Source organism: Novosphingobium sp. AAP83 (assembly GCF_001295795.1).
GTDB lineage: Bacteria > Pseudomonadota > Alphaproteobacteria > Sphingomonadales > Sphingomonadaceae > Novosphingobium.
This window is the reverse complement of sequence record NZ_LJHY01000010.1, coordinates 73120-98115: the sequence shown is the minus strand read 5'-3', so window position 1 is coordinate 98115 and position 24996 is coordinate 73120. Positions and strand designations below refer to the sequence as shown.

Annotated in this window: 23 protein-coding genes; 15 read left to right on the top strand and 8 right to left on the bottom strand. The window is 60.6% G+C overall.

All coding sequences use genetic code 11. The features are described 5' to 3' along the window. Nucleotides 1-164 precede the first annotated feature (164 nt). Both IP81_RS05685 and IP81_RS05680 read right to left on the bottom strand, forming a co-directional pair. Complete coding sequence (locus tag IP81_RS05685) at nucleotides 165-542, bottom strand: PepSY domain-containing protein (protein WP_054107010.1); 378 nt, start codon at nucleotides 540-542, stop codon at nucleotides 165-167. 234 nt (nucleotides 543-776) lie between these two features. Then, the gene (locus IP81_RS05680) at nucleotides 777-2783 is read right to left on the bottom strand and encodes a ribonucleoside-diphosphate reductase subunit alpha (protein ID WP_054107009.1); all 2007 of its coding nucleotides are present in this window, start codon (nucleotides 2781-2783) and stop codon (nucleotides 777-779) included. Between the two features lie 491 nt (nucleotides 2784-3274). On the opposite strand from IP81_RS05680, the gene IP81_RS05675 reads away from it, so the two are divergent. Then, a complete protein-coding gene (locus IP81_RS05675; protein ID WP_054107008.1) occupies nucleotides 3275-3523 on the top strand; it encodes a GlsB/YeaQ/YmgE family stress response membrane protein in 249 nt (82 codons plus the stop codon). Between the two features lie 38 nt (nucleotides 3524-3561). On the opposite strand, the gene IP81_RS05670 is transcribed toward IP81_RS05675, so the two are convergent. Further along, on the bottom strand, nucleotides 3562-5070 hold the full coding sequence (locus tag IP81_RS05670; RefSeq protein WP_054107007.1) for a YifB family Mg chelatase-like AAA ATPase: 1509 nt from the start codon (nucleotides 5068-5070) through the stop codon (nucleotides 3562-3564). A gap of 355 nt (nucleotides 5071-5425) precedes the next feature. Between IP81_RS05670 and IP81_RS05665 the strand changes: the two genes are divergently transcribed. The 7 genes from IP81_RS05665 (at nucleotide 5426) to IP81_RS05635 (ending at nucleotide 11172) form a co-directional block, all read left to right on the top strand. Then, entirely contained in the window at nucleotides 5426-6163 is a 738-nt protein-coding gene (locus IP81_RS05665; RefSeq protein ID WP_054107006.1) for a hypothetical protein, read from the top strand. A gap of 255 nt (nucleotides 6164-6418) precedes the next feature. Beyond that, nucleotides 6419-6844, top strand: a complete 426-nt coding sequence (locus IP81_RS05660) for a 23S rRNA (pseudouridine(1915)-N(3))-methyltransferase RlmH (RefSeq protein ID WP_054107005.1) — start codon at nucleotides 6419-6421, stop codon at nucleotides 6842-6844. Nucleotides 6845-6852: 8 nt separating this feature from the next. Beyond that, nucleotides 6853-8070 (top strand): murein hydrolase activator EnvC, encoded by a 1218-nt coding sequence (locus tag IP81_RS05655; protein WP_054107004.1) that lies wholly within the window; start codon nucleotides 6853-6855, stop codon nucleotides 8068-8070. Nucleotides 8071-8167: 97 nt separating this feature from the next. Continuing rightward, nucleotides 8168-9511 carry a S41 family peptidase gene (locus IP81_RS05650; protein WP_054107003.1) on the top strand — a complete coding sequence of 448 codons (1344 nt, stop codon included), beginning with the start codon at nucleotides 8168-8170 and terminating at the stop codon, nucleotides 9509-9511. Nucleotides 9512-9526: 15 nt separating this feature from the next. Next, nucleotides 9527-10009 (top strand): disulfide bond formation protein B, encoded by a 483-nt coding sequence (locus IP81_RS05645; RefSeq protein ID WP_054107002.1) that lies wholly within the window; start codon nucleotides 9527-9529, stop codon nucleotides 10007-10009. A gap of 20 nt (nucleotides 10010-10029) precedes the next feature. Continuing rightward, a complete protein-coding gene (locus tag IP81_RS05640; RefSeq protein ID WP_054107085.1) occupies nucleotides 10030-10521 on the top strand; it encodes a demethoxyubiquinone hydroxylase family protein in 492 nt (163 codons plus the stop codon). Between the two features lie 93 nt (nucleotides 10522-10614). After that, the gene (locus tag IP81_RS05635) at nucleotides 10615-11172 is read left to right on the top strand and encodes a hypothetical protein (RefSeq protein ID WP_369800709.1); all 558 of its coding nucleotides are present in this window, start codon (nucleotides 10615-10617) and stop codon (nucleotides 11170-11172) included. A gap of 145 nt (nucleotides 11173-11317) precedes the next feature. On the opposite strand, the gene fabI is transcribed toward IP81_RS05635, so the two are convergent. The 3 genes from fabI to IP81_RS05620 are packed head-to-tail and all read right to left on the bottom strand — an operon-like array spanning nucleotide 11318 to nucleotide 14077. Beyond that, entirely contained in the window at nucleotides 11318-12121 is an 804-nt protein-coding gene (fabI, locus tag IP81_RS05630) for an enoyl-ACP reductase FabI (protein WP_054107000.1), read from the bottom strand. Continuing rightward, a complete protein-coding gene (locus IP81_RS05625) occupies nucleotides 12118-13182 on the bottom strand; it encodes a YihY/virulence factor BrkB family protein (RefSeq protein ID WP_369800708.1) in 1065 nt (354 codons plus the stop codon). Before IP81_RS05625 ends, fabI begins: the two co-directional genes overlap by 4 nt. Then, complete coding sequence (locus IP81_RS05620; RefSeq protein WP_054106999.1) at nucleotides 13136-14077, bottom strand: DnaJ C-terminal domain-containing protein; 942 nt, start codon at nucleotides 14075-14077, stop codon at nucleotides 13136-13138. The genes IP81_RS05625 and IP81_RS05620 overlap by 47 nt, the downstream gene beginning before the upstream one ends. A 222-nt stretch (nucleotides 14078-14299) precedes the next feature. On the opposite strand from IP81_RS05620, the gene pdxH reads away from it, so the two are divergent. The 3 genes from pdxH to IP81_RS05605 are packed head-to-tail and all read left to right on the top strand — an operon-like array spanning nucleotide 14300 to nucleotide 16726. Continuing rightward, nucleotides 14300-14911 (top strand): pyridoxamine 5'-phosphate oxidase, encoded by a 612-nt coding sequence (gene pdxH, locus IP81_RS05615; protein WP_054106998.1) that lies wholly within the window; start codon nucleotides 14300-14302, stop codon nucleotides 14909-14911. 10 nt (nucleotides 14912-14921) lie between these two features. Then, complete coding sequence (locus tag IP81_RS05610) at nucleotides 14922-15914, top strand: cation diffusion facilitator family transporter (protein ID WP_054106997.1); 993 nt, start codon at nucleotides 14922-14924, stop codon at nucleotides 15912-15914. Then, nucleotides 15911-16726: a PhzF family phenazine biosynthesis protein gene (locus IP81_RS05605; RefSeq protein ID WP_082356006.1), complete on the top strand. Its 816-nt coding sequence runs from the start codon at nucleotides 15911-15913 to the stop codon at nucleotides 16724-16726. Before IP81_RS05610 ends, IP81_RS05605 begins: the two co-directional genes overlap by 4 nt. 1 nt (nucleotide 16727) lies before the next feature. Here the strand turns inward: IP81_RS05605 and IP81_RS05600 are convergent, their stop codons facing one another. Continuing rightward, nucleotides 16728-17852 (bottom strand): serine hydrolase, encoded by a 1125-nt coding sequence (locus IP81_RS05600; protein ID WP_054106996.1) that lies wholly within the window; start codon nucleotides 17850-17852, stop codon nucleotides 16728-16730. Between the two features lie 31 nt (nucleotides 17853-17883). Between IP81_RS05600 and IP81_RS05595 the strand changes: the two genes are divergently transcribed. Then, nucleotides 17884-18252 (top strand): hypothetical protein, encoded by a 369-nt coding sequence (locus IP81_RS05595; protein ID WP_231626238.1) that lies wholly within the window; start codon nucleotides 17884-17886, stop codon nucleotides 18250-18252. A 7-nt stretch (nucleotides 18253-18259) separates the two neighbouring features. Here the strand turns inward: IP81_RS05595 and mnmA are convergent, their stop codons facing one another. After that, nucleotides 18260-19408: a tRNA 2-thiouridine(34) synthase MnmA gene (gene mnmA / locus IP81_RS05590; protein ID WP_054106995.1), complete on the bottom strand. Its 1149-nt coding sequence runs from the start codon at nucleotides 19406-19408 to the stop codon at nucleotides 18260-18262. Nucleotides 19409-19904: 496 nt separating this feature from the next. On the opposite strand from mnmA, the gene IP81_RS05585 reads away from it, so the two are divergent. The 3 genes from IP81_RS05585 to IP81_RS05575 all read left to right on the top strand — a co-directional run bounded on the left by IP81_RS05585 (nucleotide 19905) and on the right by IP81_RS05575 (nucleotide 24990). Beyond that, entirely contained in the window at nucleotides 19905-20204 is a 300-nt protein-coding gene (locus IP81_RS05585) for a DUF1153 domain-containing protein (RefSeq protein WP_054106994.1), read from the top strand. A gap of 392 nt (nucleotides 20205-20596) precedes the next feature. Then, entirely contained in the window at nucleotides 20597-21820 is a 1224-nt protein-coding gene (locus tag IP81_RS05580; RefSeq protein WP_054106993.1) for an efflux RND transporter periplasmic adaptor subunit, read from the top strand. Nucleotides 21821-21825: 5 nt separating this feature from the next. Beyond that, a complete protein-coding gene (locus IP81_RS05575; protein ID WP_054106992.1) occupies nucleotides 21826-24990 on the top strand; it encodes an efflux RND transporter permease subunit in 3165 nt (1054 codons plus the stop codon). Nucleotides 24991-24996: the final 6 nt, after the last annotated feature.

Sequence of the window (24996 nt, the reverse complement as noted above, 5' to 3'; positions counted from 1 at the left end):
GGGTGAGGGGGGAGGGCTTAAGTCAGGCCCACCCCCGACCCCTCCCGCATGCGAGAGGGGGGAAGAAGAGCGCTGCTTTTGCCCTCCCGCATGCGGGAGGGCCGCGAGACTTAGCGAGCCGTAGGCGAGGTTAGTCGCAGCGGGGTGGGCACCCCCGCGCGTGCCTACTTCCAGAACCAGCCGGGCTTCAAACTGCGATCGCTGCGGTTCTTCCACATCGTGAAATACATCCACAGACCCGAAATGCTGAAGAACAGCAGCGCTAAACCGGTCATCAGCGAGATGGCCGTGCCGACGGGGCCAAACTCCTCGCCCGAATGCAGGTGATGGAACCAGCCGACCAGCGACTTTACCCCGCCCGGAGGCGCTTTGGGGCGGCACAACATGGTTTCGGGACAGACGAAGCCCGCAGGTACGGGCGGTGGTCCTGCCTGCTCGCCAGCTGGCCATAACGCGGTGACGTGGCTGGCGACTCCGGTGAAGGCCATCCACAGCATGAAAACGCCGAAAAATACCGTGATCCAGCGATGCCACTTGCGCATGATACGAATCCTTTTGATAATGCGAATTGATCGCAAAAACAGAAAAAGCCGCCTTAGCGGGCTTGACTGGGATTGTGCAAGCACAAGTGTTATCGCGGATAGCTATGCCCTCCGGCAAGCCGCGAAGTGTCGCCATGTGTAACAGGGCGCTGACGCCCCCCGGCAGCCGGTCGGACGTCTTGGGACGTGCTGTGACTGCCGGGGTGGGCATGACATTACCTCAACAAAGGGCGATTACTGACAGGCGAGGCATTCCTCGTAGTCGGTTTCGGCGGCGGCGAGTTCCATCACGGGCGCGGTGGCGGTGTTGTCGGCCTCAACCCCGCCGGCAAAGCCTGCGCGCTGCACCGACTTCGAGCGGAGGTAATAGAGGCTCTTGATACCGCGTTCCCATGCCTGGAAGTGGAGCATCATCAGATCCCACTTATCAACGTCTGCCGGGATATAGAGGTTCAGCGACTGCGCCTGATCGATATAGGGCGTGCGGTCTGCCGCGAATTCAAGCAGCCAGCGCTGGTCGATTTCGAAGCTGGTCTTGTAAACCGCCTTTTCCTCTGGCGAGAGGAAATCGAGGTGCTGGATTGACCCGCCGTTTTCGAGGATCGTGTTCCACACATTGGTGGAATCCTTGCTCTTTTCGGCCAGCAGCTTTTGCAGGTACGGGTTCTTTACCACGAACGAGCCCGACAGCGTCTTGTGCGTGTAGATATTGGCCGGGATCGGTTCGATACAGGCCGATGTGCCGCCGCAAATGATGCTGATCGAGGCAGTCGGCGCAATCGCCATCTTGCACGAAAAGCGCTGCATCACGCCCATATCGGCAGCATCAGGGCAAGGCCCGCGTTCTTGCGCCAGCATCAGCGAGGCTTCATCCGCCTTGGCCGCGATGTGCTTGAACATCTTGAGGTTCCACGCCTTGGCCATGGCCGATTCAAAGCCGATGCCCTTCATTTGCAAGAACGAATGGAAGCCCATCACGCCCATGCCGACCGAGCGTTCGCGCATCGCGGAATACTTGGCGCGGTCCATCACGCTGGGCGCGCGGTCAATGTAGTCTTGCAGCACGTTATCCAGGAAGCGCAGCACGTCTTCGATAAACAGCTTGTCTGCGTTCCATTCGTCCCACGTTTCAAGGTTCAGCGACGAGAGGCAGCACACCGCCGTACGGTCATTGCCGAGGTGATCGCGGCCCGTGGGCAGGGTGATTTCCGAGCACAGGTTCGAAGTGGACACCTTCAGTCCCAGATCGCGATGATGCTTGGGCATCATGCGGTTCACGGTATCGGCAAAGACGATGTACGGCTCACCCGTGGCAAGGCGGGTTTCCACCAGCTTCTGGAACAGCGAACGCGCATCCACCGTGGCGCGGATTGAACCGTCCTTGGGTGAACGCAGGTGATGTTCGCGGCCATCACGCACGGCTTCCATGAAATCATCGGTCAGCAACACGCCGTGGTGCAGGTTCAACGCCTTGCGGTTGAAATCGCCCGAGGGTTTGCGGATTTCGAGGAATTCTTCGATTTCAGGATGGCTGACATCGAGATAGCACGCCGCTGAACCACGGCGCAGCGAACCCTGGCTGATTGCAAGGGTCAGCGAATCCATCACGCGCACAAACGGGATGATGCCGCTGGTCTTGCCGTTCAGGCCAACCGCTTCACCAATGCCGCGCACCTGGCCCCAATAGGTGCCGATGCCGCCGCCGCGCGAGGCGAGCCAGACGTTTTCGTTCCACGTGGCGACGATGCCTTCAAGGCTATCGTCAACCGAGTTGAGATAGCACGAGATCGGCAAGCCGCGTCCCGTCCCGCCGTTCGACAGCACGGGCGTTGCCGGCATGAACCACAGCTTCGAGATGTAGTCATACAGCCGCTGGGCGTGTTCCTGATCATCGGCATAGGCATCGGCCACGCGCGCGAACAGGTCCTGATACTTCTCACCGGGCAGGAGATAGCGGTCGTCGAGCGTGTCCTTGCCGAAATCGGTGAGGCGCGCATCACGCGCATGATCGGTGACGATGGTGAAGCGGCGCGGATTGACCTTCTTGGAATCGCTTTCCGGTTCAGCTGCAGCAGCCATCACAGCCGCAGCGGCGCTTGCGGCCATTCCGGCGACCAGCGCATCGCTGCCTTCGTCTTGGGTGCTCATATCAATCGCCTTTGCGTCTTCGGCAGATGCCTGTTCAGCAAGGGCCAGTTCGTCCTGTGCGGCCACCGCGCTATCTGCCGTTCTGAAATCCACGTCATAACCCCTGTATGAATGCCCGCGCAGAGCGATCGGGCATATCGTTCCATCGAATCAGGGCTGATGCCCCGACATAGCGGATTTGGAACACATCGGGAACATATTTCCCAGTAACCGCACCGCAGCAAACACAAATCACAACCCGAAACGCTTCCCCAGCGGCAAACCATTGCCAACATGCGAAAAATGCGGATCAAAGTTCTAAAACAAGGTCTAGAGGTTCCCCCGAAGTCTGACCACAACCCATAGTGCCCTAACCGGTTCCAGACACAAGAGGGTAAAGGTGCTGATGGGGACTCGCTTCGTCGCATGTCCGATTCGTTTCGTCGCTTCATGCCTTATGTTGCAGTGCAGCGACGCGCCGAGAAAGCGGTAGTTCAAGTGCCAATTGACGCTCATCGGAATTTATTTGGTGCCGGTCATCAAATTGTGGACAAGAACCGGTCAACCGTCCCCATATCAAGTGTCCACAGAAATGGAGCGCGACCGTGCTGAATATTATATCCATCGTATTTACCGGGTTGGTGATCGGCGTGCTGGCACGGTTTTTCTATCCCGGTGCTGTCGATATTGGCCTGCTCAAGACCATCTTGCTCGGCGTGGGTGGTGCACTGGTGGCGGGGGTGTTCGCCAGTTGGCGTAGCGGCGGCACCTTTGGCGACGGGGTGAACCGCGCGGGCTGTCTCGCCTCGGTTGTGGGGGCAATGGTGCTGATCTTTATCGGGCGTAGTCTCTGATTCTTGTTTCGCGCAAAGGCGCAAAGGGCGCGAAGCGTCTAAGCCCTTGGCGCAACCCTGCGGTAGCTGAGCGCTTCGGCGATGTGGATGCGGCCCACGGTGTCTGCGCCGCCCAAATCGGCGATGGTGCGCGCGACGCGCAGCATGCGGGTGTAGCCGCGCGCTGAAAGGCGCATCGCTTCGGCGGCCTGGGCGAGCAGGCGGCGGCCTGCCTCATCGGGCGTGGCATAAGTGTCGAGCAGTTCGGCATCGAGTTCGGCATTGGTGCGGCGGCCCGTGCCCTCCAGCCGCGCGGTCTGGATTGCGCGGGCCTGTGCCACGCGCGCGGCGACCTGATCCGATCCTTCAGCGGGCGGCGGCAGCGCAAGATCGGCGGCGGAGACCGGATCAACCTCGACGTGCAGATCGATCCGGTCGAGCAGCGGGCCGGAGACTTTGGATTGATAATCGGCGGCACAGCGCGGCGCGCGGCTGCACCCCAGCGCCGGATCGCCAAGATGGCCGCAGCGGCAGGGGTTCATCGCTGCGATCAATTGTACGCGCGCGGGGAAGGTAACGTGGGCATTGGCGCGCGCGACGGTAACTTCGCCAGTTTCGAGCGGTTGGCGCAGCGAATCGAGCACAGCACGCTGGAATTCGGGCAATTCATCAAGGAACAGCACGCCCAGATGCGCGAGGGAGACCTCACCGGGGCGCACTTTCAATCCGCCGCCTGTCAGCGCCGCCATCGAAGCGGAATGATGGGGTGCACGAAACGGGCGGGCGCGGCTGATCCGGCCATCCTCCAGCGTTCCGGCGACTGAGGCGACCATAGAAACTTCGAGCGCTTCGGCGGGCGTCAATTCGGGCAGGATACCGGGCAGGCATGATGCCATCAGCGATTTACCAGCGCCGGGAGGCCCGCTCATCAGCAGGTTGTGCGCACCGGCCGCCGCGATTTCGAGCGCGCGCTTGGCGGTTTCCTGCCCCTTCACCTGCTTCAGATCGGCGCGGCGGCGCGGGGGTTCGGCCTCGCCCTGTTTCGGCGCGGGCAGGCGGTGCGTACCTTTGAGGTGATTGAGCAGGCCGACCAGATCGGGCGCGGCGATCACATCGATCCCGCTGGCCCAGCGCGCCTCCGGCCCTTGCGCGGCGGGGCAGATCAGGCCCTTGTCCTGCCCGCTGGCGTGCAATGCCGCCAGCAATACGCCCGGCGATGGCAAGACGCGGCCATCCAGCGCCAGTTCTCCCACCGCCACATAATCGGCAATCTGTTCCAAATCGACCACACCCATTGCCGCCAGCAGCGCCAGCGCCACGGGCAGATCATAATGCGAGCCTTCCTTGGGCAGATCAGCGGGCGACAGGTTCACCGTTATCCGTTTGGGCGGCAAGGCAAGGCCAAGCGCCGAGAGCGCGGATGATACCCGCTCCCGGCTTTCGCCCACGGCCTTATCAGGCAGGCCCACCAGCTTGAACGCGGGCATCCCCGGCGCCACCTGACACTGCACTTCAACGCTGCGCGCCTCAAGCCCGAGATAGGCAACCGTCGATACCAGTGCGACCATGAACTCTCCTGTCCAATGCGGGACAATGCTTAGTGAATCGCGCGGGGGGAAGCGAAAGCGACAGGATTACGCCATTTTCGAGGCACTTGGAGGGTTCACGCAGAGATGCGGAGCAGAAAGGGAGACGCGGGGACGGTGGCTTTTGCGGCAGAGCCGCTCTCCGCACTCCCACAATGCCCTTGCCGCAAGGTTGGCAAGACACCATTGGCCTTGCGGCCATCCGCAGCATCTCAGCGCCTCCCTTTCTTCTCCGCGTCTCTGCGTGAACCCCTCTGCCGTTGCAAATATCAAAGTAAACGCAGTTTAACCGCCTTCCTTCGCAATTCGGCAAGATGCCCGGGCCGATTAACACTTCATGTTCCGCCGCCTGATCCTTCCTGCCCTCGCCGCGCTTTTGGCCTGCCAGCCTGCTGCGGCGCGTGAGGTCTATACCCGCACATGGGTGGAAAACGGCGTCAAATGGACCGAGACGACCGTCGTCGAGGTAGAAGAGGCCGGGTCCGAACGTCTGGTCGGGCTGCACCAGCCGCAGGCACGTAGGGGATTGGCCAGTTTCGGGCCGTTCACGGTGCTGGATGATACGCGCGCCGCGCTGGTGGCCGAGACGGACAGCTATTCACCCGCAGACTTCCAGAAGATGCTGCGCGCCTATCCCGGCATTGCCGTGCTGGAAATGGCCGATTGCCCGGGCACGGTCGATGATTACGCCAACTTGCGTCTGGGCCGGATGATCCGCGCGCGCGGCATCGCCACCCATGTGCCCGATCACGGTTCTGTGCGGTCGGGCGCGGTGGAGCTTTTCCTTGCAGGCGCCACCCGTAGCGCCGCGCCGGACGCGGCCTTTGTTGTCCATTCGTGGATTGATGAAAACGGGCGCGAACCCGATGACTTTGCTGCCAATGATCCCGTCAACAAGGCCTACGTCAATTACTACCGCGAAATGGGCCTCACCGGCGAGAATGCCGCAGCCTTCTATGCGCTGACCAACTCGGTGCCGCATGAGGATGTGCTGATGCTGGGCAGGGCGGATCTGGCGAAGTTCGCGGCGTTGGAGCCCACCCCGCTACGATCAAACCCGCCGGTGGCGCGTTAAGTTTCGCAACCATCCTGTTTAGGGGACGCTTTTTCTTTCGTTTCACGCAGAGACGCGGAGAAGAAGGGGAGGCGCAGAGATAAAAAAGGGGCCGGACGGCCCTATGTCTCATTCTCCACTCCACTGTTTCGCAAGGTCTGACTGAGAGGGCGACATCGCCGCAAATGCAGCCTCTCCGCGCCTCCCTTTCTTCTCTGCGTCTCTGCGCGAACCCCTTGTCTTCTATTCCCCGGCAATCCCCGCTACACCGCTGGAATGCTTCTCCACATCATCGCCCGTGGCAAGATCGGCCGCTCGCCCGAAGCGGAATTGGTGGATCGTTATGCCAAGCGCATTTCGTGGGGCTGGAAAGTTACCGAACTGCCTGATCGTGGCGGGCAAATTCCGCCGCCTGCACAAAGCCCGTCGCGCACCGTGGCAATGGACGAGCGCGGCAAGCAGCTTACCTCCAGCGAATTTGCCGCCATTCTTGGCCGGTGGCGCGATGATGGGGTGCGCGAAACGCGGTTCCTGATCGGCGCAGCAGATGGCCACGATGATTCCTCACGTGATTCGGCAGACCTTCTGATCGCGTTTGGTAAAGCCACGTGGCCGCATATGCTGGCCCGCGCGATGCTGGCCGAACAGTTGTGGCGCGCTACCAGCATTCTTGCTGGCCATCCTTATCACCGCGAGGGATAAGCACTGCCATGATGTCACGCTGCGCCTTTGTTCTTGCGATGCTGGTGCTGGCCGGTCTTGCGGGCTGGCAAGCTACGGCGCAGCAGGCCAGCGTCTATGCCGATGCCGGTGAGGCGGGGGAGGCTTTGCGCCTTGCCGGACAAGCGCTGGCACAAACCCGCGCCCGGGCCGAAAAGCTCGAACAATCCGCCCGCGCCGCCAGCGCCGAAGCAGACCGCACCGCCCGCGAAACTGCTGCTGTGGCGGCGCGCATCCAGCAGTCAGAGGCCGAGATCGAGCTGGCAGGGGCCAGAATCGCTTGGATTGATCGCCAGCGCGAGAAGTTGCGCGGGCGCATGGCCGAACGACAAGAGCCGGTGGTGCGGTTGACGGCGGCCTTGCAGATGATGGCGCGCCGCCCGCTGGTGTTCAGCCTCGTCCGCTCCGAATCCTTGCGCGATACGGTCTATTTGCGCGCTGTCATGGAAACCATGCTGCCCGAAGTGCAGCGCCGCACCGCCGGTTTGCGCGCTGAAATCCAGCGCGGCCGCAAGCTGCAAGAAGACGCCCGTCTTGCCACGGCGGAGCGGCAGGCCAGTGAAACAGTGCTCAAACAACGCCAGACCGAGCTCGCCGCGCTGGAAAGCCGCCAGCGGCTTGAGAGCCGCGCGGCACAAGGCGTCGCCAGCCGGGAAGCAGACCGGGCGATGGCTTTGGCCGAACAGGCGCGCGATTTGTCCGCGCTGATGGGGCAGCTTGAAACCGATGGCACGATGCGCGCGCGCCTAGCAGCGCTGCCGGGGCCTGTCCTTCCACCAAGCCGCCCCGGCGAAGTGCTGTTGGTGGTCGATTCGCCCGCCAACGCCACCCCGGCACCACCTTCAGGCCTTGGCTGGATACTGCCCGTCTCAGGCCGCCTCGTTTCCGGCTTTGGCGAGCGCGCCGAAGTGGGCCTTACCACCGGGATCACGCTGGTCGCCAGCGGCGGGGCGCAAGTTGTTTCCCCTGCCGATGGTCGCGTCGCTTTTGCCGGGGCCTATCGCGGCTATGGCCGCATCGTGATTGTCGAGCATTCCGGCGGCTGGACCACGCTGGTCACCAACCTTGGCCGAATTAGCGCAACCGTGGGCGAAAAAGTCGTCCAAGGCTCTCCGCTCGGCGGTGCCGGGCCGGGGCGACCGGTGCTGACGGTGGAACTGCGCCGCGATGGCACACCGGTGAACCCGCTGGAGCATGTTGGCGGATAAACTTGATAACGCTGCCCCAAAACCTCATCTGGCGTTAATTCACGGGCGGTTATACAACTGTCATATGCATGCACCTTCGCGAAAGGCCCCAAGGGCAATGAAGCTGGCTCCTCTCCTGCGCGCCACCGCGCTTGTAACCGCTGTTGCTCTGCTGCCGGTCACCACGGCTGGCCTTGCCGCAGTTGACGCGCGCTCGGGCCCCGAATTCGGCAAACTGGTTGCGGTATATGAGCGGGTTAAGGCCAATTATGTCGAGCCGGTGGACGATGAAAAACTGCTCAAGGGCGCGATTTCGGGCATGCTCGCAACGCTTGATCCGCACAGTTCCTATTTGGATGCACGCGATTTCGAAAATCTGCGCACCCAGACCGAAGGCTCCTACGGCGGGCTTGGCCTGTCGGTTACGCTTGATGATGGTGCAGTCAAAGTCATCGCGCCAACCAAGGGCAGCCCGGCGGATTTGGGCGGCATAAAGGCCGGCGATTACATCACGCACCTTGATGGCAAGCTGATCTACGGCGGATCGCTCGATGAAGCGGTGGATCAGATGCGCGGCGTTCCGGGCACGCAAATCCGCCTCAGCGTATTCCGCCCGGGCCGCGATGAGCCGTTCGACGTCACGATCACGCGCAAGATCATCGAACTCAAGCCTGTCGAATGGGAGGTTCAGGGCAACGTCGCGGTCATTTCCGTCTCCAGCTTCAGCGCCGATGTGGGCGCTTCGGTGCAAAAGGCGTGGAACGAAGCGAAGGCCAAGACGGGCGGCAAAGTCACTGGCCTCGTGCTCGATCTGCGCAGCAATCCCGGCGGCTTGCTGGATGAGGCTGTGGCCTTGTCCGACCTGTTCCTTGATAAGGGCACCATTGTTTCGCAACGTGGCCGCTACGCCCGCGATAACGAGGTCTATCCGGCTGAAATGATGACCCGGGGCGATATTGCCAAGGGCGTGCCGATGATCGTGCTGATCGATGAAGGCTCGGCCTCGGCCTCGGAAATTGTGGCGGGCGCCTTGCAAGACCAGCACCGCGCTGTGGTGATGGGCCAGCGCAGCTTCGGCAAGGGCAGCGTGCAGACGCTGATCCCGCTCGACCGCGATACTGCGATTAAGCTGACGACCGCGCGCTATTATACGCCGTCGGGCAAATCGGTGCAGGAAGGCGGCATCGATCCCGATATTGCCGTGCCGCAGATTTCCGATCCGGATTTGCGCAAGCGCGCGATGCGGTCTTATCGTGAAAGCGATCTGCGCGGCCATTTGATCAATGAAATCAAGCTGGACGACAAGGATCTTGAAAAGGACAAGATCGACGATCCGCGCTTCAAGATGACACCGGAAGAGTTGAAGGCCAAAAATATCAAGGACTTCCAGCTTTATTATGCGGTGCAAACGCTAAACCGTACTGCGCCCCGTAGTGCACTTGTGGCCAAGCTGAAGCGGTAATAAGGCGCGGGGGCCATGACATCGGTCCAGTCCAGAAACGCCGCCTATGCGCTCGCGTTGATCGTGCCCGCCGCGCTGATGGCGGGCGCGCTGATTTCGCAATATGGCTTTGGGCTCTATCCGTGTGAAATGTGCTGGTGGCAACGCTATCCGCACGTCGCCGCCATTGTGCTGGCGGTTCTGGCGCTGACTATTCGCGGGAAAGGCGCAGGCGATCTGGCGGTGATTCTTGCGGCCATTTGCATCGGCGCATCGGGCCTGATCGGCGGGTTTCACGCTGGCGTTGAATATGGCTGGTGGGAAGGGATCACCTCTTGTGCCACAATGGCGAGCGGCGGCAATCCGCTCGACGCGATTATGAACGCGCCGATTGTCCGTTGCGATGTCGCCCCTTGGTCTCTCTTGGGGATTAGTCTGGCCGGGTATAACTTCTTGCTATCAATCGGTGGCGCTGTGCTAATATTCGCGTTGCTCGGCAAAGGCCGAAAGGGAGCCTGATCGTGGTCAAGAACGCCTCAATGCTGCGCGTCAATCAAGCCGGAGAATTCGGCGCGACATGCATTTATGCAGGCCAGTTGGCCGTAATGGGCAACCGCGCGCCGCATTCGGCAGAAATCGCCGCGATGGCCGAACAAGAAGCGGTGCACCGCGAAAAGTTTGATGCGCTGATTGCCAAACGCGGCGTGCGTCCCACGTTGCTGCAACCGGTGTGGTCTGCCGCTGGCTTTGCGCTTGGTGCCGCCACCGCGCTGCTCGGCCCCGAAGCGGCTATGGCCTGCACCGCCGCGATTGAGACGGAAATTGACAAGCACTATACCGAACAGCTCGAAGAACTGGGCGATGAAGACCCTGAATTGGCCACGATGATCCGCGAATTTCGTGACGATGAGCGTGAGCATCGTGACGCCGCTTTTGCCGCAGGTGCGGAAAAAGCGCCTGCCTATCCGGTGCTGTTCCAAGCCATCCGTTTGGGCTGCCGCGTGGCGATTGCGGCCAGCAAACGGATTTGATGCGCATTTGATTGCAGGCAATTTCCCAAGCTTCATCTACCATTCACAGCACGGCGGGCCTATATTGGGGCAAAGCTGACCGGAGATTCCATGATGAAGCGCCTGATCCCTGCCGCCCTTTTTGCCGCTGGCGCTTTTGCTCTCCCGGCTCACGGGCAGAATTCGGCGCTAACTGATCCCGCCGGAGAGCGGGTCAACCAGATTATCGTCTATGGTGATGATCCGTGCCCGGCATCGCCTGATGGCACGATCACGGTCTGCGCGCGCAAAGACGAGCAGGAGCGCTTCCGCATTCCCGAACCATTCCGTGATAATCCCAATGCGCCTGTAAACCAGGCCTGGAGTCAACGCGTGCGCGCTTATGAGACGGTTGGCGCGTTCGGGGTCAACTCTTGCTCTGCGGTGGGCCCTGGCGGTGCAACCGGTTGTGTCCTGAACTTGGTTAACCGCGCTTACGCCGAAAAGAAAAGTTCGCCGGACGTCCAGTTTGGCAAGCTGATCGAAGAAGAGCGCGCCAAGCGTCTTGAGACGATTGACGCCGAAGCCGCCGCCGAACAAGCGCGCGTTGAGCAGATTGAAAAAGAATACGAAGCGCGTTTGAAGCGCGAACGCGATGGCGAGCCTGCGCCGGCGACTCCTGCGCAGCCTTAACCGTGTAGCGATTTAAAAAGTTTCGCGCTGAGGCGCAGAGGAGGCAAAGAGCGCAGAGAAGTTGCGCAACGCCTCTGCGGCCCCTGCTTCCTCTGCGCCTCTGCGCGAAACAACTTCGCTTCGCGAATTCAGCAGAAAGCTCGCCTCAGCTCAGCGCGATATCCGGCGCGTCTTCCTGCTTCATGCCGATAGTGTGATAGCCTGCATCCACATGGTGCGTTTCACCTGTCACGCCCGAAGCCAGGTCTGACAGCAGATAGAGCCCTGCGCCGCCGACATCGTCGATGGTCACGTTGCGGCGCAGCGGGCTGTTCAGCTCGTTCCATTTCAGGATGTAGCGGAAATCGCCGATGCCGCTGGCGGCCAGTGTCTTGATTGGGCCAGCCGAAATCGCGTTCACGCGGATGCCCATCGGGCCGCAATCGTTGGCAAGGTATTTGACGCTGGCTTCGAGCGCGGCTTTGGCCACGCCCATCACGTTGTAATGCGGAACAACTTTTTCCGCGCCATAATAGGTCAACGTGACGATGGAGCCGCCATTTGGCATCATTTCAACGGCACGCTTGGTTACGGCAACCAAGCTATAGGCCGAAATGTTCATCGTCATCAAAAAGTTGTCGAGCGTGGTATCGTAAAACTTGCCACGCAGTTGCGTCTTGTCGGAATAACCGATGGCGTGGACGATGAAATCAATCGTCGGCCAGCGCGCCTTTAGCGTTTGAAACGTGGTGTCGAGCGCGTCCATATCCGACACGTCGCATTCGATCAGGAAATCGCTCCCAAGGCTTTCAGCCAGTGGACGCACACGCTTGGCCAGCGCCTCACCCTGATAAGAAAACGCGAGTTCCGCGCCTTGTTCACGCAGCTTCTGGGCAATACCCCATGCTAGCGATTTGTCGTTGGCCAAGCCCATGATCAGGCCCCGCTTTCCCTGCATCAATCCGGTCATGCGCTCTCGTTCTCGCTTCTTATCGTCTCTCGCACCACACGGGTGCGCTCATCAGCCTGTCCCAGCATGTCACGCTCTTCCGGTGTTTCGGCAAGCGCGGCGTTGAGTTCGGCCCCAACCACCATCCCTAAGCCGACAAGATAGAAAAAGAAAAGAGCGATCATCATTCCGGCAAGGCTGCCATAGGTTAAATCATAGGAAAAGAACGTGCGCAGAACGGTGGGCAGCATTGTCGTTACGCCTATCCACCAGAGGGTTACGAACAAAGCGCCCGGCCATTTCGGGTAGCGTCGGCCCCGGTAAGCGCCGGGGGTGAGCGAGGCGAACAGCAGCCATAATGCGCCGTAGAGAATGAACGCGGGCGCGATCCGGCTTAGCGACAGCATGCCGATCAAGGCATTGAACTGCGGCAGAAATGCCCCGATCACCTCTTGCACGGTGCCGATGATAACTTGCGCGATGATCGAGAGCAGGATCAGCACGACCGAGGCCAGGGTGATGCCGGTCGATGCCAGACGATAGCGCCAGAAGGCGTGCTCCCACTGCGTGCCATAAGCGCGGCGCAAGATATCGCGCATTGTTTCCACAAGACTGCCAACTGTCCACAGCCCGAAAAATCCGCTCGCCCACAGCAACCATCCGCTGCGCGCATCGATCACACTGCGCGCAACCGGTTCGATCACTTCGGCCACCACTGGTGGCAAGGCGATCAGCGCGGTGTTGATCGCCGCTGCCCGCTGGTCGGGCTCGCCAATGGCGGAAAAAACGGCGGCGGCAGTGATGAAAAAGGGGAACAGCGCGATGATCATCATATAGGCAAGGTTGCCCGCATGGATCGAACCATCATTCCATGCGCCAACGAACACGCGTTTGGCCACGTCCCAAGCCCTGTTGCCCGGCCCAAGGCGTTCGCGCGCTTCGGCTAGGCCTTCACGCCAGCGCAAGGCCTCGCGCCGCCGCGCTTCGGGCGATAAGTCCGGTGCGCCGCCAAGCGGCGGCGGCATCTTTGCCGGTTCAGGCACCCAGCTTGCTTCGGATGTCTCTTGCGTCCAGCCAACCATCGAGACGCGCCTTCAGATCGGCATCATCGGCGGGCAGATCGATTTGCAGCGTCACCAGTTGATCGCCGCGCGTGGCGTCCTTGCGCGAAAAGCCCCGGCCCTTCAGCCGCAACGTGCGTCCGCTTGATGTGCCGGGGGCAACTGTCAACATCACCGGGCCATCAACGGTTGGTACTTTCACTTTTGCGCCATGCACGGCTTCTGTCAGGCTGATCGGCAGGTCCATGCGGAGATTGTCGCCATCGCGTTCATAAAACGGGTGCGCGCCGATTTCGATGGTGACGATGGCATCGCCGTTGCCGCCGGGGCCGGGCTCTCCCCTGCCGCCCAGCCGCATTTGTTGGCCCTGCTCCAATCCTGAAGGGAGCTTTAGGTCTATCGTTTTGCCATCGGACAAGGTGATCCGCTGATCCGCCCGCGTGGCGGCATCGACGAAGGACACTTGCAGCCGGTAATTGACGTTTGCGCCCTTGGGCGGCGGGCCGCGCCTTGCCCCGCCCATTCCGGCACCCATTCCGGCACCCATTCCACCGGCACGACCTCCGAACAGGCCTTCGAAGATATCACCAATGTCGATGCCTTCGGGTGAAGCACCGAAACCGCCTTGGTGCCCGCGCGGATTGCCGCCGAAGCCGCCCCCGCTAAAGCCGCCGCCGCCAAAACCCCCCGCCGGATTGCCATCAGCATCAATCTCGCCGCGATCGAACTTCGCACGCTTGTCGCGGTCAGACAGCAAGTCATAGGCATTGGTCACTTCGGAAAAGCGCTCGGTTGCCTTGGGATTGTCTTTGTTGGTGTCGGGATGCAATTCCTTGGCAAGCTTGCGATATGCGGACTTGATGTCCTTCTCGGTTGCGCTGCGGGGAACACCCAGAGTGGAATAAGGATCTGCCATGGGCCTTAGCTAGGGTTAAGCTGGCTTGCCCGCAAGGTTACCTTTCCTACTTCATGTTCGAGGAGTAGGCCCTTGGGCTATGCAATTGATCCCGATCATGGAAACGCCGCCGGAAAGTGCGGATCAAACGCTTAAATGGGTGCAAGATGAAGGCGCGGCGAGAAGGCCTGCGTTTGTCTCTCTGGACAGTGTAAACTGTGTAAACTTATTCAGGAAACGCGCATGAATTCTGAACAAACGTCTGACGCGATCCCGCACGCCGATCCCCATGCGATCTTCGAATCATGGTTCGCGCAGGCGCAGCAAAGCGAACCCAACGATCCCAACGCCATGGCGTTGGCGACCGCCACAGCGGATGGTTTGCCTTCGGGCCGCATGGTCCTGCTCAAAGGTCACGGGCCGGACGGCTTTGTGTTTTATACCAACTTCCACAGCCGCAAGGGTGGCGAGCTGGCAGCCAACCCCCATGTCGCGCTGCTGTTCCACTGGAAATCGCTGCGCCGCCAGATCCGTATCGAAGGCCCGATAACAGAAGTCACCGCCGCCGAAGCTGACGCTTATTTCGCCAGCCGCCATCCCGAATCGCGGCTGGGGTCGGCAGCATCCGATCAATCGCGGCCCTTGCCCGGTCGCCAGACCTATCTTGACCGGGTGGAAGAACTGCGCGCGCAGTATCCCGATGGAAACATTGCGCGGCCTGCGCATTGGTCAGGATACCGTGTCAGCCCCAAAGCCATAGAATTCTGGCAAGATCGCGATTACCGTCTGCACGAACGCCGCCGTTTTGTTGCCGATGGCGCGGGCGGCTGGACCAGTACCCTGCTTTACCCTTAAGGCGCGTCTCATGGACATGACCACCACCCAAACGCACAATGATCTCAACCGAAAGGCCGCATTGGCGAGCATTACGGTGGCTGTGCTGCTGGTGGGGATGAAGGTGTGGGCGGTCCTATCGACTGGATCGACCGCCATGCTGGGCTCTTTGGCTGACACCGCGCTCGATCTGATCGCAAGCCTTGCCACGCTGCTGGGCGTGTGGGTGGCAGCCCAGCCCGATGACCAGAACCACCGCTTCGGCCACGGCAAGGCCGAGGCGCTCGCCGCGATGTTTCAGGTCGTGCTGATATCGATCTCGGCGATTGGCCTTGCCTTCCGCGCCATCGGGCAGTTTTTTGGTGGCGCGCAAGTGGCTGAGGCCGAATCAGGCGTGATCGTATCAACCATCGCGCTGGCCGCCACTTTCGCGCTGCTCGCCTATCAACGCTATGTTATCCGCAAAACAGGCAGCCTCGCGATCAGCACCGACAATGTGCACTACAAGTCGGACTTGTTCCTCAACGTCGCGGTGATCGCCGCGCTGCTGCTCGATACATATGCCGGAATCGCGGGCGCCGATGCGCTATTTGCGTTTGGCATTGCGATCTGGCTGGCATGGGGCGCATGGGGCGCATCGCAAGCCGCAATCGAACAGTTGATGGATCACGAATGGCCGATCGAAAAGCGTGAGCGGTTTCTGGCGGTCGTCGCGCAGCATCCCGAATTGCGGGGGCTGCATGATCTGCGCACCCGCACGAGCGGCAATCGCGACTTCGTGCAGTTCCACGTCTGGATTGATGGGCGGATGACGGTAACGCAAGCACATCATGTGATGGACGAGATCGAGGAAAAGCTGACAGCTGAATTTCCCGGCGTCGAAATCCTGATCCATCCCGATCCCGAAGGGCTGGTGGATGAAGAAGCGATGGGCGCGGAAAACCTGCTTGCTCCGGGAGCAGACGGCACCAGCCCGGCCATCCTTGCGCAAGGATCACCCAATACGGGAGCGCCCACCCTGTGACCGATAGCAAAGTTCCCTATTTCCACGTCGATGCCTTCACCACCACGCCGATGAAGGGCAATCAGGCGGCGGTGATGATGCTCGAAGCATGGCTTGATGATGCAACGCTTCAGGCCATCGGCGCGGAAAACATGTTTGCCGAAACCGCGTTCCTCGTGCCCGATCATACCGGCGCTGCGGATTTCGAACTGCGCTGGTTCACCCCTGCGGTGGAAGTGGCAATGTGTGGCCACGCCACGCTGGCATCAGGCCATGTCGTATTGGCAAAAGACCCGATGCGCGGTCGGGTGACCTTTGCCACACGTCAGGCGGGTATCCTTGAAGTGGTGCGCGATGGTGAGAGATATGTCCTGTCGCTCCCCGCGATGGAAACCGCGCCCGCACCTTTTGATGAAGCGTTGCCATTGCTGGGCTCTGCCGTCGCGCACGAAGTCTGGCGGGGCGGGGAATACAATATCTTCTTCTATGATAGCGCCGCCGACGTGTTGTCGCTCACCCCTGATTTCAAAGCCCTGGCATCCTATGGCGACGTGCAGTTCATCGCGACGGCAGCGGGCACAGGCCACGCTTCGGGCGCAGACGTGGTCAGCCGCGTGTTCGTGCCGGGTGCAGGGATCGATGAGGACGCCTCCACCGGCTCGGCCCATGCCGCGTTGACCGCGTTCTGGGCAAAGCGGCTGGGGCGTGCAGCTTTTTCGGCGCATCAGGCATCGGCCCGCGGGGCAGACTTCGCCTGCCGTCTTGAAGGGGACCGCGTGCTGCTCGGCGGGGCATGCGTGACCGTGGTCGAAGGCCTGTTCCGGCTGCCGTGAATTAACGATAAAGCGCGACGATATCGGCCAGCCGGTCCGTCACCGGCCAGCGTTTCTCCTGCGGCGTATTGCCAAGGCGCACGACGACAAGGCCACTGCTCGGGCTGATGAGCACATATTGGCCAAGGTGGCCAAGGCAGGCGTAAAGATCCTTGGGGCCGCGATCCGGGAAGAGGGACGGCTCGCCTGTCGTCGGCTTGCGGTTCAGCCACACTTGCGCGCCGTATTGCGCCTCGCGCGGGCTGGGCGTGACCATGAAATCGATCCATTGGCGCGGCATCATTTGCGCGCCCCTGACCGATCCCTTGGTCCGCAGGAAATCTCCAAAGCGCGCCCAATCGCGCGCAGTGCCATGGATCAGCGAACCGCCGACCAGCGTGCCCGCGCGGTCAAATTCGGGCATCATCGACTTCATCCGCGCCGGTTCGAACAACCGCGTGCGCAGATATTCCGACACCGCGCGGCGGCGGCTTTCAGGATCGGGCGCAGGCGAAAGCACACGCGCAGCAAGATCGGCAAGGATCACGCTGGTGGCGCTGGAATATTCAAACTTGCGACCGGGTTCGGCTTCAAGCGGCTGATCCTCGGCATAGCGCGCCATATCATCGCGCCCGTCCAGGAACAGCATGCGCACTTCGTCCGATTCGTACACCGGCTCGATCGCTTCGGAATGGCGCAGGCCCGAACGCATTTGCAAAAGCTGGCGCAGCGTGATCTCGCCGCGCGGATCGCCGGGGCGCTGCCATGCTGGGACGGGCGCGGATTCATCAAGGCGCAGGCGGCCATCGGACACCAGCATCCCGATCATCACGCTCGTGACCGTCTTGGCCATCGACCAACTGACCAGCCGCGTATTTTCGTGAACGCCCTCGCCATAACGCTCGGCCACGATCCGTCCGTTATGCATGACGATCAGCGCGCGGGTTTCCGCAGCTTCGGGCGCAAACAGCGCATCAACGGCACGGGCAAGGCTTCCGCGGTTAACCCCGGGATCCTTGACCACTGCCTTTAGGGCCTGATCTGATATAGCCGAAGGCGCGTCGGGTTCACTCGACCCTTGCGAACATGCAGCCAAGGCTGGCAGCATGGCGAGTGAGAGGATAAGAGAGAGCGTGTGGCGGGCCATCAGGTCTGTCCTTCCACCAGAACGTGTATCGATGGCAACCGGCAACAACAGTTCCCCCACAATTCCGTCTTTGACCATCGCGCCACGCCGCAGGCGCTGGTTGCGCTGGTTGCTGTTCGTGTTGGCGTTGTTCGCGGTGCTGCTTGTGGTTTTTCTCTCGCCTTTGCGCAGCTTTGCGCTGACCGGTGCCAGCTATGGCGCGCGCGTGGCCTGTTCTTGCCGGTTCGTGGGTGGGCGCGAATTGTCAGCCTGCCGACAGGACTTCGAGCCCGGAATGGAATTCGTCAGCCTGAGCGAAGATGCGCAAGAGCGCAGCGTTACCGCCCGATTCGCCTGGATCGTTAGCGACAAGGCGACGTATCGAGAAGGCTGGGGCTGCATGCTCGATTCGTGGAAGTGATGGCGCTTCAGGCGGCCCACGGCGCTGTGGTATCGATCCAGCCGCCGCCAACCACGCGCTCTTCGGCATAAATCACCGCAGCTTGCCCGGGCGCAACGCCATATTCGGGCTGATGAAAGCGGATTATGGCCGTGGCATTTTCCCCGAAGGCGCCCTCTAGCGTGACTGGCACGGGCTTGGCCATCGAACGCACTTTGGCGGTGAGCGGCCCTTGCGGCATCGGGCCAATCCGGTTCGTTTCGATGATCGTGGCGTGGCCCACCGCCAAAAGCTGGCGCGGCCCGGCCAGAACGCGGCGATTCGCGGCATCAAGCCCGACCACGTAAAGCGGCTCGGGCTGTCCACCAATTTCAAGCCCGCGCCGCTGGCCGACCGTATAATGGATAATCCCGCGATGCTGCCCCAGCACTTCACCGGTCGCGGCGTGGACAATCTCGCCCGGCGCATCGCCTTCAGGCCGGACGGAGCGCACCACTTTGGCATAATCGCCATCAGGCACGAAACAAATGTCCTGGCTATCGGGCTTACCCGCCACGGTCAGGCCCAGTTCCTGCGCGATTCGGCGGGTTTCGGTCTTGGGCAATCCGCCCAAGGGAAAGCGCAGAAAATCCAGCTGGGCTTCGGTTGTGCCATAAAGGAAATAGGATTGATCGCGCGCAGGATCAGCTGCGCGGTGCAATTCGGGGCCGGCCGATCCCATCACGCGCTGCACATAATGCCCGGTGGCGAGGCAATCTGCGCCAAGATCGCGCGCCATCGCGAACAGATCGGTAAATTTCGGCCCCATATTGCAGCGTACGCAAGGGATGGGGGTGCGCCCGGCCAGATAATCGTCGGCGAATCGCTCAACCACTTCGGCGCGGAAGCTTGATTCGTGATCGAAAACATAGTGCGCAATGCCAAGTTTATCGGCCACATTGCGGGCATCGCGGATATCGTCGCCTGCGCAACACGCGCCTTTGCGCCCGGTAGCTGCCCCATAATCGTACAACTGGAGCGTGACGCCGATCACTTCGGCACCGCTTGAGGCAGCAATTCCGGCCACAACCGAGCTATCGACACCGCCAGACATCGCCACAACAATGCGTTTTGCACGTAGTGGTTGCGCTAAGTCAAACAGGCCGGACACATCGGGAAGTGCGGAAATCAGAGACATTTGGAGCCCATAGTCCTTTTTCGGATGAGGGCAAAGCACGGTTTCGCGCGCCTCATGGGGCAGGTCTGAACTACCGGTAAGGATCATCAACAAAAGTTAAATGGCCTCTTTACCGGACCTTAGCGGTATCGGTTCTAAAGCATTCAGCGATGGACATGAGCCTTAACCAACCCAGCGCCTTCGCTCTACCCGTTACAGGGGACGGACTGCGTCCCATGAACTGGCATGAGCTCTGCTCGCGCATAGCCGCAGCGCAGGATCTGCGCCGGATTATAGCGTCAGCAAGTGCGGGAGAAGAAACAATTTCTGCCGGGAGTTTTCACGGACGGGCGGCACGAATCATCGCAACGGGATTTTCGGGCGTTTCAGCGCAATCAGCAGAAGGTGAAGGCCGTGTTAACCCAGTCTCTTCAGCGAATTGCAAAGCGCAATTGGGCACAACTGTTCGGACGGAAGGTCGCTTTGCGACCGGGCCTCGCTGAAGAACGAGACTGACATGATCGAGAACCAGAAGATACGCCCCGCTCAAGTCATCGGCCCGCTCGGGGAGCCGCTTACGGTGGACAGCCTGCCGCCGCCCAGCACTACGCGTTGGGTTGTGCGCCGCAAGGCTGAAGTCGTTGCGGCCGTCAACGGCGGCCTCCTTACGATCGACGAGGTGTGCGAGCGCTACAGCCTCACGCTTGAGGAATTTGCCTCGTGGCAGCGCGCGGTTGACCGGTCAGGCATGCAAGGCCTCCGTGTGACGCGCATCCAGCATTACCGCGATCTGTACGAGCGCCAGCTCAAGTACTGACGCATTCAGACCGGCTCCATCCACGGCGGCCGCCTTCCCTCGGGAAGGCGGCCGTTGTTTTGTGCGTCATTGCCGGGGCCGTCGATGGCCAAAGTCTTTGGGTCATATTTTCCGATCATATGCGGATCTGTATGGAGTTCGATCGATCACGCTGCTGGTATTCAGCGTTACAAAAAAATACAGGTGCAAGAAAGACACGTTCTCCATTTCGGCATAAGTCCTTCGTCGAGACGTAATTGCCACTTGTCGGAAGCGGGTCTATTACGGGGTCTTGGAGCGCCACTGTGGTGACGCCGCTTTGCTTGCGGCGAGTGCGTTATAAATGTAACTCACCTACTCAAGCATGAAGGGGCCAGCCTTCGCACCGGTACGGGACGAAGGCAGTGAAAAGCATGAATTACGAAACGACCATTGACGCAAACCACGCCCAGCAACTGAACATCCTCTCTCCTGAGGATGAAACCCCGCCTTCGCGGCGTAGATGGGCCATCGGTGCGGTTGTCGTGCTGCTGGTGGTTGGTGCGTGGTGGGCTATGCACCGGGGCAGCACTGCAAGTGAAGGCGCAGATGTCGCAGGACAAGCCCAAGTCGTTTCGGTTGTTATTCCGGGCCAGACCACCATTACCGCCGCGATCAACGTCAGCGGTACGATCGCTGCGCGTCGCCAGATGCCCGTGGGCGTAGCCGGTGAAGGCGGACAGGTTACGCAAGTGCTGGTCGATGCCGGTGATTGGGTGCGCGCAGGCCAAGTGCTGGCGGTGATTGACCGCGAAGTGCAGACCCAGCAGATCGCTAGCCAATCGGCCAATGTGGCCGTTGCCGATGCCGATGCACGGCTGGCGCAGGCCAACCTTGACCGCGCTTTGAAACTGGTGGCCAAGGGATTCATCTCCAAGGCAGATATTGATCGGTTAACCGCCACCCGCGATGCAGCGTCAGCGCGCGTTCGTGTTGCGCGTGCCGGACTTGGCGAATTGGGTGCACGCGCAGCGCGGCTCAACATTGTTGCTCCTGCCGCTGGCCTTGTGCTGACCCGCGCAGTCGAACCGGGGCAAGTGGTAAGCTCGGGAAGCGGTGTGCTGTTCTCGTTGGCGCGCGATGGTGAAATGGAATTGCAGGCGCGGCTTTCCGAAGCGGATATGGGCCGCGTTGCGGTTGGCAGTGCGGCAGACGTAACACCTGTTGGCACAACCCGTGTCCTCACCGGTCAGGTCTGGCAGCTTGCGCCAACGATTGATCAGCAATCGCGCCAGGGCATCGCGCGCATTGCGTTGGGCTATGATGCTGCTTTGCGTCCGGGTGGTTTTGCCAACGCCGCACTGCGTTCGGGCACCGTTGTCGCCCCGCTCTTGCCCGAATCGGCGATCCTCAGCGACGAGAAGGGCACTTATGTCTTCGTCGTGGGCTCCGATAACAAGGTGCAACGCCGCGATGTGAAGACAGGCGAGGTGAGCGAAAAGGGCATTTCGGTTATTCAGGGCATTTCAGGTACAGAAAAGATAGTGTTGCGCGCTGGTGGCTTCCTCAATGCCGGTGATCTTGTGCAGCCGGTCCCGACGCAGCGCGAACTGGCTCCAAACCCGGCGGCTCAAAAACCAGTGGTTCAGGCAAAGTAACCGGCATGAATTTCCAGAACATCTCGGCCTGGTGCATCCGCAACCCGGTCGTGCCGATTGTCCTGTTCATCGGGCTGACGCTGGCCGGGCTTGTCTCGTTCATGCAGATGAAAGTGCAGGACAACCCGGATATCGAATTTCCTGTGGTGATCGTATCGATTGCCCAGCCGGGCGCCGCGCCATCGGAAATCGAAAACCAGATTACCCAACGGGTTGAATCCGCCGTGCGTTCGATCGCGGGCGTCGATACGCTGACTTCGACCGCGTCGGAGGGCAACAGCCAGACGATGGTCCAGTTCAAGATCGGCGAGGACATCAACGCGGCGGTCAACGAGGTCAAGAACCAGGTTGACCAGATCCGCAGCGATCTTCCTGAAGGCATTCTTGAACCGCAAGTATTCAAGGTGGAAACCTCGTCAGAGCCGATTGCCTACTTTGCTGTCGCTGCCGATGACATGACACTTGAGCAATTATCGTGGTATATCGATGATACGGTGGCCAAGCGGTTGTTGACCGTTGCCGGCATGGCAGAAGTAAGCCGGTCAGGCGGTGTCAGCCGCGAAATCGCTGTCACGCTCGATCCGGCGCGGATGAATTCGCTCGGTGTCACAGCGCCCCAGATCAACGCTGCTTTGCGGCAGGTGAATATCAACGCCGCTGGTGGCCGCACCGAAATTGCCGGTTCGCGCCAGTCGGTCCGCGTGTTGGGCAATGCTACATCGGCTTATGATCTGTCGCAGACCGAGATTAGCTTGTCCAACGGACGCACAATACGTTTGGCCGAAGTCGCCGAAGTCCGCGACGGTTTCAGCGAGTTAACCTCGATCGCAAAGTTCAACGGCAAACCGGTTGTGACGTTTGCGGTTTCGCGCGCGCGCGGCGAATCCGACGTCTCGGTTTATGATGGTGCGGTCGTTCAATTGCGCAAACTTGAGGCGGAGCAGGGCGGAAAAGTTCACTTCGTCGAACTGTTCACCTCGGTAAAATATACCAAGGACCAGTACCGCTCCTCGATGAACGCGATGGTTGAAGGCGCGATTCTGGCTGTGATCGTGGTGTTCTTCTTCCTGCGCGACTGGCGGGCGACGATTGTCTCGGCTGTGGCCATTCCGCTTTCATCAATCCCCACGTTCTGGGTTCTTGATCTGATGGGCTTTACGCTCAACCAGCTGTCGTTGCTGGCGCTGGGCCTTGTGGCCGGGGTGTTGGTCGACGATGCCATCGTCGAGATCGAGAATATTGTGCGCCACATGCGGATGGGCAAATCGGCCTATCAGGCATCGATTGATGCGGCAGACGAGATCGGCCTTGCGGTTGTCGCCACCACGTTCTCGATTGTCGCCGTGTTCTTCCCGGTTGCGCTGATGCCCGGTGTTTCGGGCCAGTTCTTCAAGAACTTCGGCATGACCGTGGTGATCGCGGTGCTGTTCTCGCTGCTGGTCGCGCGTATGATCACGCCAATGATCGCGGCCTATTTCCTCAAAGCCCATGGCGAGGCCGAGCATGGTGGCGGGGTCTGGATGGACCGCTATATGAAAGTATTGAGCTGGTCGCTCGATACATCGAAAGCCAGGGCCTATCGGGAAAAGAACCCGCGCCGTCGTATCCTAGCGCGGTTCTTCGATCATCGCGTTTGGATGATGGGAATCGGTCTGGTTGCGCTTGTTCTGACCGTGCTGTTGGGGACTTCGATTCCCAGCCAGTTCTTCCCGACAAGTGATAGCGATTCCAGCCAGGTCAGTATCGAAATGGTGCCCGGCACGACTTTGGCGCAGACTGATCGCAAAGTGTCCGAGATCGTTAACGTCGTGAACCGTGAACAGGAATTTGAATCGGCGCTTGAATCGGTGCGTGAGGGCAGGGCCACGGTATACCTGAACTTGCGCAAGGATCGGGAGCGGTCGAGCATCGATTTCGAGCGGGAAATGACCCCGCGTTTGCAGCAAGTTGCCGATGTGCGGACCAACTTCGTGGCCAATGGTCCAAGCGGCCCCGGCGGCGGTTCGGGCAGGCCGATCAGCGTTATGCTGACCGGGTCCGATCCCGAAGTGCTGCAAAAAACGGCGCAGACGCTTATCGAACAGATGAGCAAACTCCCGCAGGTTGTCTCGCCCCGCGTCGGCGCTGATTTGCGCCGGCCCGAAGTGATCATCAAACCCCGGCTCAACCTTGCCGCCGATCTTGGCGTCACCACGCAAGCGCTCAGCCAGGTGATCCGTATCGCCACGCAGGGTGAGATTGACCAGAACAGCGCGAAGTTCTCGCTGTCTGATCGTCAGGTGCCTATCCGTGTGAAGTTGCCGGTGGAATCACGCCGCGATTTGTCGACGCTGGAAAACCTGCCGGTGCCGACCATTTCGGGCGGTTCCGTGCCGCTTTCGCGCGTTGCCGAAATCACCTTTGGTTCCGGACCTACGCAAATCCAGCGCTACAACCAGAACCGCCGCGTCTATGTCGGCGCAGATTTGCCGCCCGGGGTGATCAAGGGCGAAGCGATGACGGAAATCCTGAAGTTGCCGATCATGAAGAACCTGCCGCAAGGCGTTTCGAACACGGCGGCAGGCGAAGACAAGTTTGAAGCTGAAATGCTGAGTAACTTTGGCATCGCTCTGGGCGCCGGTATCTTGCTCGTGTTTTCCGTGCTGGTCCTGCTGTATCACCGCTTTATCTCGCCATTGGTGAACATGGGCTCGCTGTTCCTCGCGCCACTCGGCGGTCTGATCGCCATCGCCGCAACCGGACAATCGCTATCCATGCCGGTGTTCATCGGCATCCTCATGCTGTTCGGGATTGTCGCCAAAAACTCGATCCTGCTGATCGATTTTGCGATTGAGGAAATGGCTGCGGGCAAGGACAAGCTTGCCGCAATTACCGAGGCGGGTCACAAACGCGCGCAGCCTATCGTGATGACAACAGTGGCGATGGTGGCGGGCATGATTCCCACGGCTGTGACACTGGGTTCGGATTCCGGATGGCGCGCGCCTATGGGCATCGTGGTGATCGGCGGGTTGACGCTCTCGACGCTTTTGACGCTACTGATCGTTCCTGCGGGCTTCAGCTTGGCCGATGGCCTTGAAAAGCGCATCGGACCTTGGCTGTCACGCAATGTTTTGGGCCAAGAGCCGGGTGCATGGAACGAAAAGACGCCCGAGGCATTCCCGGCGGAGTGACCGCAC

Excerpts from the sequence above, each read along its gene's own strand:
- IP81_RS05685 (WP_054107010.1), bottom strand. The coding sequence starts at position 542 with ATGCGCAAGTGGCATCGCTGGATCACGGTATTTTTCGGCGTTTTCATG.
- IP81_RS05670 (WP_054107007.1), bottom strand. The coding sequence starts at position 5,070 with ATGGTCGCACTGGTATCGACGGTTGCCTATCTCGGGCTTGAGGCGCGC.
- IP81_RS05665 (WP_054107006.1), top strand. The coding sequence starts at position 5,426 with ATGTTCCGCCGCCTGATCCTTCCTGCCCTCGCCGCGCTTTTGGCCTGC.
- IP81_RS05660 (WP_054107005.1), top strand. The coding sequence starts at position 6,419 with ATGCTTCTCCACATCATCGCCCGTGGCAAGATCGGCCGCTCGCCCGAA.
- IP81_RS05655 (WP_054107004.1), top strand. The coding sequence starts at position 6,853 with ATGATGTCACGCTGCGCCTTTGTTCTTGCGATGCTGGTGCTGGCCGGT.
- IP81_RS05650 (WP_054107003.1), top strand. The coding sequence starts at position 8,168 with ATGAAGCTGGCTCCTCTCCTGCGCGCCACCGCGCTTGTAACCGCTGTT.
- IP81_RS05645 (WP_054107002.1), top strand. The coding sequence starts at position 9,527 with ATGACATCGGTCCAGTCCAGAAACGCCGCCTATGCGCTCGCGTTGATC.
- IP81_RS05640 (WP_054107085.1), top strand. The coding sequence starts at position 10,030 with ATGCTGCGCGTCAATCAAGCCGGAGAATTCGGCGCGACATGCATTTAT.
- IP81_RS05635 (WP_369800709.1), top strand. The coding sequence starts at position 10,615 with ATGAAGCGCCTGATCCCTGCCGCCCTTTTTGCCGCTGGCGCTTTTGCT.
- fabI (WP_054107000.1), bottom strand. The coding sequence starts at position 12,121 with ATGACCGGATTGATGCAGGGAAAGCGGGGCCTGATCATGGGCTTGGCC.
- IP81_RS05625 (WP_369800708.1), bottom strand. The coding sequence starts at position 13,182 with ATGGTTGGCTGGACGCAAGAGACATCCGAAGCAAGCTGGGTGCCTGAA.
- IP81_RS05620 (WP_054106999.1), bottom strand. The coding sequence starts at position 14,077 with ATGGCAGATCCTTATTCCACTCTGGGTGTTCCCCGCAGCGCAACCGAG.
- pdxH (WP_054106998.1), top strand. The coding sequence starts at position 14,300 with ATGAATTCTGAACAAACGTCTGACGCGATCCCGCACGCCGATCCCCAT.
- IP81_RS05610 (WP_054106997.1), top strand. The coding sequence starts at position 14,922 with ATGGACATGACCACCACCCAAACGCACAATGATCTCAACCGAAAGGCC.
- IP81_RS05600 (WP_054106996.1), bottom strand. The coding sequence starts at position 17,852 with ATGGCCCGCCACACGCTCTCTCTTATCCTCTCACTCGCCATGCTGCCA.
- IP81_RS05595 (WP_231626238.1), top strand. The coding sequence starts at position 17,884 with ATGGCAACCGGCAACAACAGTTCCCCCACAATTCCGTCTTTGACCATC.
- mnmA (WP_054106995.1), bottom strand. The coding sequence starts at position 19,408 with ATGTCTCTGATTTCCGCACTTCCCGATGTGTCCGGCCTGTTTGACTTA.
- IP81_RS05585 (WP_054106994.1), top strand. The coding sequence starts at position 19,905 with ATGATCGAGAACCAGAAGATACGCCCCGCTCAAGTCATCGGCCCGCTC.
- IP81_RS05580 (WP_054106993.1), top strand. The coding sequence starts at position 20,597 with ATGAATTACGAAACGACCATTGACGCAAACCACGCCCAGCAACTGAAC.
- IP81_RS05575 (WP_054106992.1), top strand. The coding sequence starts at position 21,826 with ATGAATTTCCAGAACATCTCGGCCTGGTGCATCCGCAACCCGGTCGTG.